Source organism: Mesorhizobium sp. LSJC280B00, from assembly GCF_000502835.1.
Lineage (GTDB): Bacteria > Pseudomonadota > Alphaproteobacteria > Rhizobiales > Rhizobiaceae > Mesorhizobium.
The window spans coordinates 179,559-192,132 of the sequence record NZ_AYVL01000005.1; the positions used below are offsets into that span (position 1 = coordinate 179,559).

Below are 12,574 nucleotides of genomic sequence, written 5' to 3' on the forward strand. Positions count from 1 at the left end.
AGTGCTTACGTCCAGAAATCTTCAAGCTTCAGTCGCGCTTGTCAACATCGGGACGCGGCAGGATCCGCCTGCCAACGGTTTGCTTTCCGGCCGGTGACCGGTAGTAGCTCCATAGGACAGGGGATCACGCTTTCTTGCGGCGACGCAGAAGGTGTGAGTTCCAAGCCCTGTCTATTTCAGCAATTGGATTGTGGCCCCTTTACGAGTGCTTCAGAACTTCATTCCAATTTTAGGTTTGCGAGCTAGGCTAGGAGCGTAATGCCGGCGTATGAAAGGCAGATGTCGGGAGGAACCGCGCCACGGCGCGCGCTTTCGCGCGCCCTGCTTTTCGCATTGTTGTGCTCTACGGCACTTGTTGCCGAAACCGGAAGTGCGGCAGCCTTCGAGATTTTCGGCATCAAGCTGTGGGGATCCAAAGACGAAGATGCCGATATCGTCGACCCGCTGCGCTATGCGGTGACGATCGAGGCGCCGGACGCCGACAAGGATCTCGCCGAGAAGCTCGAAAACGCCTCGGCGCTGAAGGCCGACGAGGAACACCCGGTATCCGGTTCTCTCGGCCTGCTGGCCAAGGCGCGCAGTGACCGTGAGCAACTTGTTGCCGCACTCTACACTGACGCCCGCTACGAGGGTGTCGTCACCATCACTATTCAGGGCAAGCCGCTCGACGATCTGCCGCCCGATGCCGAGTTTTCGGGTCCGCAGCCGATACCGGTGGGGATAAGCATAGCAGCCGGGCCGAAATTCACGCTTGGCAACATCAAACTGGAAGGCGATGCGGCGGGGCTGGCAAGTGCCGATTTCGGCCTGATCGCCGGCGGTGACGCCAGTTCGGGCGCCGTGCTCAAGGCCGAGGCGGCGATCGTGCGGGCACTCAAGCAAGAAGGCAGGCCGCTGGCCAAGGTGACGGGCCGCGAGATCGTCGCCGAGCACGCCGGTTCGACGCTCGACGTGACGCTTGCCGTCGCCGCCGGCCCGGTCGCCGGCTATGGCGACACCACTGTCGAGGGCACCGAAAAGGTCGACCGCGACTTCACCGAATATATGACCGGCCTGAAGCGCGGCCGCCAGTATTCGCCCGATGAGATCGACGACGCGCGCGACCGGCTGCTCGGGCTCGAGGTCTTCAACAGCGTGACGGTGAAGGAAGCCGACGCGCTCGACGCCGAGGGCAACATCCCGATCGGTGTCGAGGTCAGCGAGCGCAAGCCGCGCTATTTCGGCATTGGCGGCAGCTTCTCAAACACCGAGGGGCTGGGCCTCGAAGGCTATTGGGGGCATCGCAATCTGTTTGGCCGCGCCGAAAAGCTGCGCATCGACGGCAAGATCAGCGGCATCGGCAGCAACGACTTGACCCAGCTCAATTACAATGCCGGCGTCATGTTCGAAAAGCCGGGCGTGGTCGGGCCGGCGTCGAAATTCATTGCCAGCGTCAATACCGTGCTGGAGCACCCCGACGCCTACGACCATTTCTCGGTCAAGGGCAGCACCGGCCTATCCTACGAACTCGACAAGAAGCAGACGGTTTCCGCGCAAGTCGCGCTGGATTATTCGAGGATCCACGACGCTTTCGGCAAGCACACCTATCTGATCGCCAGCATTCCACTGCAATATGTCTACGACAATCGCGACAGCAAGCTCAATCCGACCCGGGGCTTCAGGGTGCTGGCCTATGGCGAGCCGAGCTACGACATTTTGAGCGGGGCTGCGTTTGTCAAGCTGAAGGGCGAGGGGTCGGCCTACCAGTCACTCGATTCGGCCTCGAAATTCGTTTTCGCCGAACGTGTCGCCATCGGCTCTATCATCGGCGCCAGTCTTCAAGATGTTCCGGCAGATCGACGCTTCTACTCAGGCGGCGGCGGTTCGGTGCGCGGCTATGCCTATCAAGGCATCGGCCCGAAGGACAGCAATGGAGAGCCGATCGGCGGGCTTTCCTTCTTCGAGACCTCGGTCGAGATGCGCATCGCCGTCACCGACAAGATCGGCGTCGTGCCGTTCGTCGATGCCGGCACGGTGTCGACCAGGCAGGTCCCCGATTTTTCGGACATGAAGGTCGGCGCGGGTGTAGGCTTGCGCTATCTGACGGCGTTCGGGCCGCTGCGCGTCGACGCGGCGGTGCCGCTCAACCGCGGCCCCGACGATCCTCATTTCGGCATTTATGCCGGCATCGGCCAGGCATTCTGATGGCAATATTCAGGCGCATCCTCCGTATCCTTTTCTACACGCTGCTCATCGTCGTGGCAGCGGCGGTGGGGGCGCTCGTCGTGCTGACCAAAACCGAGCGCGGCCGCGAAAACCTTGCCGGCATCATCTCGACCATGGCCTCGACCGGTGATCGCAAGGTCACTGTCGTCGGCATCGACGGCATCTGGTCGGGCGCGCTGAGGGTCGATCATGTCGTTCTGGAGGATCGCGAAGGCGCCTGGATGGTGGCGCGCAACGTGGCCGTCGATTGGTCGCCGCTGGCACTCCTGTCGAAGAGCTTCAGCGCCGATCGCATTGGGGCCGAGCGTATCGAGTTGGCAAGGCTGCCGGTGGCCAATACACAGTCGAGCCAAAGCGGAGCGACGACGCTGCCGGTTTCCATCGACGTCAGGCAACTCGACCTTCCCGAAATCGCGCTCGGGCAGGCTCTGGCCGGCAGCGGTGTCGCCGAACTTGCAGCCAAGGGAGCGCTCAAGGCGGACGCCTCACCATTGGCGATCGAGACCAACCTCAACATCGTTCGCCACGACGGCAAGCAAGGCACGGTCGACGCCAAAGCCCATTTCGCGCCGGCCGACAACAAGCTCGACCTCGACCTTAAGGCATCCGAGCCGGCCGGCGGCATCATCGCCAACCTGCTCAACCTGCCGGGCGCGCCGCCGGTCAACATTGTCGTTTCCGGCACCGGACCGCTCGCCAACTGGAATGGCATAGGGACCTTCGTTGTCGACGGCCGGATCGTCACCCAGCTTACCGGTCGCCATCAGCTCACCGACAAGGGTCATTATGTCGAGGCCAACGGCGATGGCGAATTCGAGCGCTTCCTGCCCGAAACCCTGAAACCGCTGTTTGCCGGCAAGACCACCTTCGACCTCGCCGGCACAGCGACCGCGGCCGGCGGCGTCGATGTCGAGCGCGCCAATATCGACAGCGGCGCCGTGCACGCGACCGCCACAGGCATTGTCGATCCGAACGGCGCCAGCGACCTTTCGGTGAAGCTCGCCGCAAAGGGGCCGCCGATCGTGCTCAGCCTCGGCAGCGAGGCGCAGCCGATAACCGTGGCGATCAAGGATGCCACGGCCCGCGCTTTCGGCGGTGGCAAGGCGCCGATGGTCGATATCGGCGCGTCGCTGGTCTCGGTGGTGGCGGGCGGCACGCGGGTGGACGACCTGATCGGGCAAGTGCATTCCGATGGTTTCGACATCCAGAACCGTAGCGGGCCGGTCACCATCAAGCTGACGGCGGCCGACCTGAACACCGACGTCGCGACTTTGGCGCCGCTGATAACGGGCAGGGTCAGCGCCGGTCTCGCCGGCTCCGTCAGCAAGGAACAGATTGTCGTCGACGACGGCACGCTACGCAGCGACGCGCTCAATGCGTCCGTAACAGCCACAGTGGCGCTTGCCGATCTGTCGATGACGCTCAAGATGAATGCCGACGCGGCTTCGACGGCGCTGCCGCCGCAAATCAGCTCGGTTCTCGGCGAGCGCGTGCAGTTTTCCGCAACCGCGACACGCGACCCGGACGGTGCGTTCGCCGCCAACGCATTGCAACTCACCTCCGGCACGCTTAGCGCCAGCGGCACCGCCAGTGCGCAAGGCACCGATATCCGGGCCGACATCAAGGGTACGCTGGGCGACGTATCGGTGCTGTCGCCGCTGGTCGGCGCCAAGGTCGGCGGCGCCGTCGGTTTCGCGCTGACCGCAAGCGGCGCGCGCAGCGCTCCGGATTTCTCGGTTTCGGCCAACAGCGACAGCCTGACGGCGTCCGGTCATATGGTGAAACAGATCAAGCTGAGCGCGAGCGGCAAGGCCGATATCGCCAGTCCAGCCGCCGATGTCTCGCTGACCGGCTCGGTCGACGACCAGCCGCTCGACCTCAAGGCATCGCTGGTCACAACCGACGGCAAGCGCTCCATCAATGGACTTGCCGTCTCGTTAGCCGACAACAAGGTCTCCGGCGACCTCGGGCTCGACGACAACCTGCTGCCGCTCGGCACGTTGACCCTCGATGCCGCCGATATTGCTCCGCTGGCCGCACTCGCGGGCCAGTCGGTAGCCGGCGACGTGCGCGGCACCATCCGCTTTGCGAACGACAACGGAGCGCCGACGGTCGCGATCGATGCGACGAGCGCCGTGATTTCGCGCGGCGAACTGGCGGCGAAGACAATCGCCGTCAACGCGCTGGTCGCCAATTATCTCAAAGCACCGGCAATCGCCGGCAAGATCAAGGCCGACACGATCACCTCCGGAACCACGGTGATCAGCGGCATCGATGTCGACCTGAAGCGCGATGGCGACTGGACCGGCTTTAGCGGCGGCGCCACGGTCGCCGGCATTCCGGCCAGCGCGTCCGGGCGGGTCAGGGTTGCGAACGGCACCACCAGCATCGAGCTTGCCTCGGGCGAGGCGACCATCCGCGGCATCAAGGCAGCTGTCGCGCAGCCATCAGCGCTGACAATCGCCAATGGCAGGGTGAGCATAGAGAAATTGGCGCTCGGTGTCGGCGGTGGTTCGGTTGCCGTGTCGGGTACGGCCGGCCAGACGCTCGATCTCGCTGCCACCTTGTCGGCGGTGCCGGCAGCGCTTGCCAATGATTTTTCACCGGGTCTCGATGCCGTCGGCGCGCTCAGCGGCACCGCGCAGGTCACCGGATCGTCGGCTGCCCCAGATATTCGCTTCACCGCCCGCCTCAGCGGCGCCGAAACCAGCCAGACCCGGCAGGCTGGCCTCGGGCCGCTGGATCTCGACGCGGCAGGCCGTTTCTCGTCGGCCAGCGGCCTGGCCATCGAGCAGGCGACGCTTGCCGGCGAGAAAATCTCCGGCAAGGCAGCCGGCACCATCAATCCGAACGGTGCCAGCGATTTTTCGCTCGACCTGGCCTCTACCGGTCCGAGCCTGCCGTTGTCACTTGGCAGCAAGGAGAGCCCGATCAAGCTCGAGCTACAGGCGATATCGCTAACGGCGGCCGGGCAGGGCGCCCAGCCGAAGCTCGACATTTCCGCGACGCTGCCATCGGCCGCCACCAATCTGGCTAAGATCGAGGGCATCACGCTTGCGCTGCACTCCGATCGCTTTGACGTGAAAGCCCGGAGCGGGCCGATCTCCGGCACCGTGACTGCCGAAAAAATCGGCCTCGACAATCCGACTATCGCGCCGCTGATCGCCGGCAAGGTCACCGCCAAACTCGCCGGCAGCCTTGCCGCCGATGCCATCGTCATCGATAGCGGCACGGTGACCAGCGACGCGTTGAACAGCGGCTTCAACGGGCGGGTCTCGCTGGCCGACGGCCCCATCGCCCTCAATGTCAAGGCGGACGCCGCCTCGGCGGCACTGCCGGGGTCGGTACGTGGCGTGCTCGCCGAGCGAACGCAATTCAGTGCCGCGCTGAAGCGGGACGCCAATGGCAATGTCACCGCCAATACCGTCAGGCTGTCGTCCGGTTCGCTGACGGCAGACGGCCAGGCGAGCCTTGCCGACAACAAGCTCAGCGCCGACGTCAAAGGCGCGCTAGGCGACGTCTCGCTGCTATCCAAGGACGCCAAAGGCGCCATCTCTTTCGCGCTGAATGCGCAAGGCGCCAGCACCGCGCCGGATCTGTCGCTGAGTATCAACAGCGACAGGCTTTCGGTCGCGGCGCGCGAGATCACCGGTCTGAAGCTCACTGCCACCGGCAAGGCTGATGCCGCCAACCCGGCTGCGAATGTGCAACTCACCGGAAATGTCGGCGGCCAACCGCTGCAGGGCAGCGCCGTGCTGGCGACATCGGACGGCAAACGCGCCATCAATGGACTTTTGCTGTCGCTCGGCAAGAACCGTATCTCCGGCGACCTGGCGCTCGACGATGCCTTCCTGCCGGCCGGCACCGTGGCGCTCGACCTGCCCGATATCGGTCCGCTTGCGGCCCTGGCACTGGAAAAGGCCGATGGCGATGTGCGCGGCACGATCGCCTTCTCCAAGGCGGGTACCGTGCCGCAAGTCGCCGTCAAGGCGACGACGGCCTCGATCTCGCGCGGCGATGTCTCGGCCAAGGCCGTGAGCATCGACGCGCTGATCGCCAACTATCTGGCGGCACCGGTGATCTCGGGCAAAATCCGTGCCGACAGCGTAACTTCCGGCGGCACGGCTATTCGGGGCGTCAACGTCGATCTCAAGCGCGACGGCGAATGGACCGGCTTTTCCGGTGGCGCTACCGTCAAGGATATTCCGCTGAGGGCGGCCGGCCGGGTCAAGGCGGTCAAGGGCACGACGACGGTCGAACTTGCCTCCGGCGAGGCGACCATCCGCGGCATCAAGGCGGCCATCGCCCAGGCCTCGACCATCAACATCGCCAATGGAGTGACCAGCCTCGACAGGCTGGTGCTCAACCTCGGCGGCGGCACGGCGACGGTCACGGGCAAGGCTGGGCAGGCGTTCGACCTCAACGCGACGCTGGCCCGCATCCCGATCTCGATAGCCAACAGTTTTTCGCCGGGCCTCGATGCCGCCGGTTCCATCTCAGGCACGGTGAAGGTGACGGGCGCGCCGGCCAATCCGGCCGTTGCCTTCAAGATCGACGCCGCAGGCGTTCAGACGTCGCAGACCCGTGGTGCAGGTTTCGGCGGCATGGGCGTTTCATCCTCAGGTACGTATTCGGGCAACAGACTGACGTTCGACGCCAACATGAGCGATGCCGCCGGCCTCGGCCTCAAGGGCGGCGGCACGATGACGACATCAGGCGGGCCCACCCTTGATCTCAACTTTTCCGGCAAGGTGCCGTTCGCCTTCCTCACCAGGACACTCGCCGCGCAAGGCCTGTCCCTGAGCGGCACGGCCGACGTCGATGTGCAGGTGCGCGGCCCGGCGACGTCGCCGGTGATCTCAGGCACGGTCCGCACGTCAGGCGCCCGCCTGCTCGACGCGCGCTCGGGGCTTGCGATCAACGACATCACTGCCGATGTCGCTATCGGCAATGGCGTGGCCAGGATCAATCGCCTGACCGGCACGCTGTCGACACGCGGCAGCCTTTCGGCCAGCGGCACCGTCGGCATCGATCCGGCTAAGGGTTTTCCAGCCGATCTGTCGATCAAGCTCGTCGACGGCCGCTATACCGACGGCAAGGTGGTCACTGCCAATCTTGGCGGCGACCTGACCGTCAAGGGACCGCTCATCTCCGCGCCGGTGATTTCCGGTACCGTCAACTTGGCCAAGACCGTCATCACCGTACCCGAAAAGCTGCCCGGCTCGCTGGCCGAGCTCAACGTCAAGCACAAGAATGCGCCGGCCGCCGTACGTGCGCAGGACAAGGCGTTGCGCCCGGCCGCTGCAAGCAGCGGTGGCGGCGGCAGCGGCCTCAATCTCGACGTCACAGTCAATGCGCCGAGCCAGATCTTCATCCAGGGCAGGGGTGTCGACGCCGAGCTCGGCGGTTCGCTGCGGCTGACCGGCCCGGCATCGTCACCCCAGGCGGTCGGCACCTTCACCTTGCGGCGCGGGCGGTTGACGATCCTTGCCAAGCGGCTGACCTTCACCGAAGGCACCGTCGGCTTTTCCGGCTCTCTGGTGCCCTACCTCAATCTCACGGCGCAATCGAAGACGACCAGCGCCACCGTGACCATCGTGGTGTCGGGCGAGGCGAACAACCCGAAATTCACCTTCTCCTCGGTACCCGCGTTGCCGGAGGATGAGGTGCTGGCGCAGCTGATCTTCGGCCGTTCGATGTCGAACCTGTCGCCGCTGCAGATCGCGCAGCTTGCCGAGGCTGCCGGACAACTGGCCGGCGTCGGCGGCTCGACCTCCCTGCTGCAGAACCTGCGCAGCGCAATCGGCGTCGACGATCTCGACGTAATCACCGATGAACAGGGTGGCACCGCCGTCTCGGCGGGCAAGTATCTCAACGACCGTACCTATGTGACGATCCAGAAGGGCGACAGGCCGGGCTCGGGTAAGGCAACCGTCGATCTCGACGTTGGGCGCGGCGTCAAGCTGCGTGGCGAGGCAACCGACGCCGGCGAAGCCAAAGGCGGTGTTTTCTACGAACGGGAATATTGAAACCGGCCGTTCGCGCAGAACAACTGGTTGCCTGAAGAACGAGCGGCGCAGCGGCGAATGTCCCAGTTTAATTGCCCGTTGAGATTTCAGACGAAATCCCTGGCGCAGTAGCAAATTTGCGCCAAGACTGTCGTTATCGCGCGAACCGCCCTGCTTTCAAAGTTGCACATTCCTTGGCATGTTCCCAATCCGTGCCGTCTTTGACATCATGGCGCGGATGCGGAATGTTAAAAGGCAGAAAGCCAACAATGGGAGTTAGTCATGACGATCTACAAGAGTAACGGCGACCGCGTTCCCGATCACATCCTGGCCATGGCCGAAGATGCCAAGGCAGGCAAGATGGATCGTCGCGAATTTCTGGCTCTCGCCAGCGTCTTCGGCGCCTCGACGGCGATGGCCTATGGCATGCTTGGCCTTGCAGACCCGACGCCGGCCAAGGCGGAAGAGGTGAAGGGCAAGAAAGGCGGGATACTGAAGGTCGCGCAATGGATTAAGGATCCGAAGGATCCGCGCAAGTCCGACTGGTCGGAAATCGCCAATGCCGAGCGCCAGGCGCTCGAGCCGCTGGTCAAATACACCACCGAATACACGTTCCGCCCCTATCTGCTGGAGAGCTGGGACGTGAATGACGACGCCACCGAATACACGCTGCATGTGCGCAAAGGCGTCACCTGGAACAACGGCGATCCGTTCACCGCAGACGACGTCATCTTCAACCTCAAGCGTTGGGCCGACAAGAAGGCCGAAGGCAATTCCATGCCGGGTCGCCTCGGTTCGCTGGTCAAGGACGACAAGCTGGATGAGAGCGCGGTGACCAAGGTCGATGACCACACGATCAAGCTGACGCTCAGCAAGCCGGATATCGCCCTCATTCCCAACGTGTGCGACTATCCCGGCCTCATCGTCCACAAGACGTTCGACGAAAAAGGCGGCGACTTCAAGTCCTGCCCGATCGGCACTGGGCCGTTCGAGCTGGTCTCCTACGATGTCGGCCAGAAAGTGGTCTACAAGCGCCGCGAAGACAACAAATGGTGGGATGGTGACGTCTTCCTCGACGGCATCGAGTTCATCGACTACGGCACCGATCCGGCGGCGATGGTCAGCGCTTTCGAAGCAGGCGAAGTGCACACCAATTTCGAAACCTCGGCCGACTATGTGTCGATCCTCGACGGCATGGACTTGGCGAAGTCCGAGGTCGTCACCGCCTCGACGATCGTCTGCCGCACCAATGTGGCCAACAAGCCTTACGGCGACCAGAAGGTTCGCAACGCCCTGCAGCTCGCGGTCGACAACGCTGTCGTCCTCCAGCTCGGCTACGGCAATGCCGGCACGGTTGCCGAGAACCACCATGTCGCCCCGATCCATCCGGAATACTACGAATTGCCGAAGGTTGCTCGCGACCCGGCGAAGGCAAAGGCGCTGATGGCGGAAGCCGGCCAGGCCGATTTCGAGCACGAGCTGATCACGGTCGACGAGGACTGGCACAAGAACACAGGCGATGCGATCGCCGCGCAGATGCGCGACGCCGGCATCAAGGTCAAACGTACGGTGCTGCCGGGTTCGACCTTCTGGAACGACTGGACGAAGTATCCGCTGTCGATGACCAACTGGAACATGCGGCCGCTCGGCGTCCAGGTTCTGGCGATCGGGTATCGTACCGGTGAAGCCTGGAATGAGACGGCTTGGTCGAATCCGGAGTGGGATGCCAAGCTCAACGCTGCGCTCGCGGTTGCCGACGCAGCCAAGCGCAAGGAAATGATGAAGGACATCGAGCAGATCCTGCAGGATTCCGGCATTATCATCCAGCCTTATTGGCGCAAGCTCTACAGCCATTCGGTCAAGGCGGTGCAGAACTACAAGATGCACCCGACCTTCGAGCGCGACTACGGCAAGGTCTGGCTCGAGCAGGCCTGACCGGACGATCCGGAAAGGGGCGTCTCGCCCCTTTCCCTCGCTCTTTGCATGGTCCTTGGACCGGAAGTCGGCGCAGCAAAAAGTTGCGGACTCTTCGGCCTGGGTCTGCAATAAAAAGGGTATTGCATCTGGGACTGGTCTGAAGGCTTGTTCTGCCGCTGGCGGCAGCGCACGGCTTGCAAACCGGTTCCACCCCCCAACCCGACCGGCAGGGGACCGCCATGCTTTCTTTCGTTATCAGGCGTCTCGGCACCATGGCATTGACGATGCTGTGCCTGACGATGATCGTCTTCTTCCTGGTCAATCTCGGGCCTAATCTGAAGAAGCTCGCGATCAGCCAGACCGAAATGCACACATCCGCCGAGCAGCTTGAGGCTTGGCTGGTCAACCATGGCTATCGGCAGAATTTCTTTATCCGCTACGGCCAATGGCTGGGCATCATGCCCAAGCAGCCGGTGACCGACCCGGCGACCGGCAAGCCCGCACAGCGTTTCTCCTTCTGCAACGATCCGGTCGTGCCGACATTCTCCGGCATCCTGCAAGGCGATTTCGGTTGCTCGACCAAGTTCAAGACGACGGTCGCTTCGAAACTCTTTCCGGCGCTCAGCGCCACCGGCATCCTGATGCTCTGCGTGCTGGCCGTAATGGTGCCGATCTCGCTTTTGATCGGTATTCTCGCCGGCATGCGCGAGGGTTCACGCACCGACCGCACATTGTCGGTGGCTTCGATCGCCTCGACGGCGACGCCCGAATATGTTTCGGGCGTTATCTTCACCGTGATCTTTGCCTCCTGGCTTGGCGTGCTGAACGGTTCGGCGGCCTCGGCCAGCCAGGGCATCACCTTCTATAATTTCACCTTACCGGTGATGACGCTGGCGATATACGGCATCGGCTACATCGCTCGCATGACCCGCGCCTCGATGGTGGAGGTGATGACACAGCAATATATCCGAACCGCCCGGCTGAAGGGCCTCTCCTTCGGCAGCGTGGTGATAAAGCACGCTCTGCGCAACGCGCTGATCGCGCCATTCACGGTCATCATGCTGCAGTTCCCCTGGCTGCTCACCGGCGTCGTCATCGTCGAGGTGATGTTCCGCTACCAGGGGTTCGGCTACACGCTGGTCGAGGCCGCCGGCAACAACGACATCGATCTTCTGCTCGGCTGCTCGCTGGTCTCGGTGTTTATCGTCCTGATCACACAGCTCATCTCCGATGTCGGCTACGCGTTCCTCAATCCGCGCATCAGAGTTCAATAGGAGACCGGCGGATGCAGGTCGAATATCTCAGCGCCTTCAACGTCGTACTCGGCGTGCTTACCCGCTTCTGGCCGGTCTGGATCGCTCTCGCCCTGGTGATGGGGGCGAGCTTCGGCTACAAGAAGAAGCTAGGCCTTTACGGCCAGCTTTTCGACAGCGGCGTCGGCATCGTCGGCGTCGGCATCTGCCTGTTCTGGCTGTTTACGGCGATCTTCGCGTCGACCATCTCGCCCTTCGATCCGCTCGCCCAAGTGCCGATCATGAAGGACGCGCTGCCGGGCGCAATCGAGCCGGCGTCGAAACTTGTATACTATTTCGGCGGCGACAAGCTCGCCCGCGACGTGTTCTCCCGCATGGTCTATGGCAGCCAGATCGTGCTGATCATCGCGCCGGCGGCGACCGGTTTTGCGCTGATGGTCGGCATTACGCTCGGCCTGCCGGCCGGCTATTATGGCGGCAAGATCGATACGGTGCTGTCCTTCCTCGCCAACCTTGTGCTGGCCTTCCCGGTGATCCTCCTGTTCTACCTGCTGGTGACGCCGGGCATCATGGACACGCCGATCCCCTACGCGATGGCAGGGCTGTTCTTCCTGTTTCCGATCATCTTCTTCAGTGTGCTGTTCTGGACGCGCTACAAGAACCGCCCCGACCGCCTCTATATCCTGCTTGGCCTGACGTTGGTACTTGGCGGCTGGATCTATGCAGGCCTTGTCTTCGATGCCGATCCGTTCAAGATCATCCACATCGATCCCAACCAGCTCAACATCTTCGTGGCGGTGGTGTTCGCCTCCAGCCCCGGCGTGTTCCGCATCGTGCGCGGCCTGGTCATGGATATCAAAACGCGCGACTATGTTGCGGCGGCACAAACGCGCGGTGAATCGCCCTGGTACATCATGCTGTGGGAGATATTGCCCAATGCGCGCGGGCCGCTGATCGTCGACGCCTGCCTGCGCATCGGCTACACCACGATCCTGCTCGGCACGCTCGGCTATTTCGGGCTGGGACTGGCGCCGGAAAGCCCGGACTGGGGCACGGCGATCAAGGATGCCAGCCGGCTGCTGCGCTCCTTCATCCACCCGGCGCTGCCGCCGACGATCGCATTGATGTCGTTCGTGCTCGGCCTCAACCTCCTGGCGGATTCGTTGCGCGAACAGTCTATGAAAGATTGAT

5 protein-coding genes are annotated in these 12,574 nt (G+C 63.2%); all 5 read left to right on the top strand.

Translation table 11 applies throughout. The features are described from left to right. The first annotated feature begins 258 nt into the window (after positions 1-258). The 5 genes from X773_RS49710 to X773_RS49730 all read left to right on the top strand — a co-directional run bounded on the left by X773_RS49710 (position 259) and on the right by X773_RS49730 (position 12,573). Positions 259-2,184, top strand: a complete 1,926-nt coding sequence (locus X773_RS49710; RefSeq protein ID WP_023675844.1) for an autotransporter assembly complex family protein — start codon at positions 259-261, stop codon at positions 2,182-2,184. Beyond that, a complete protein-coding gene (locus tag X773_RS49715) occupies positions 2,184-8,234 on the top strand; it encodes a translocation/assembly module TamB domain-containing protein (protein WP_023675845.1) in 6,051 nt (2,016 codons plus the stop codon). The genes X773_RS49710 and X773_RS49715 overlap by 1 nt, the downstream gene beginning before the upstream one ends. 261 nt (positions 8,235-8,495) lie before the next feature. After that, entirely contained in the window at positions 8,496-10,148 is a 1,653-nt protein-coding gene (locus tag X773_RS49720) for an ABC transporter substrate-binding protein (RefSeq protein ID WP_023675846.1), read from the top strand. Positions 10,149-10,369: 221 nt separating this feature from the next. Then, positions 10,370-11,404, top strand: coding sequence for an ABC transporter permease (locus X773_RS49725; protein WP_023675847.1), 1,035 nt, complete (start codon positions 10,370-10,372; stop codon positions 11,402-11,404). Positions 11,405-11,415: 11 nt separating this feature from the next. Beyond that, complete coding sequence (locus tag X773_RS49730) at positions 11,416-12,573, top strand: ABC transporter permease (protein ID WP_023675848.1); 1,158 nt, start codon at positions 11,416-11,418, stop codon at positions 12,571-12,573. The last annotated feature ends 1 nt before the right edge of the window (position 12,574 follow it).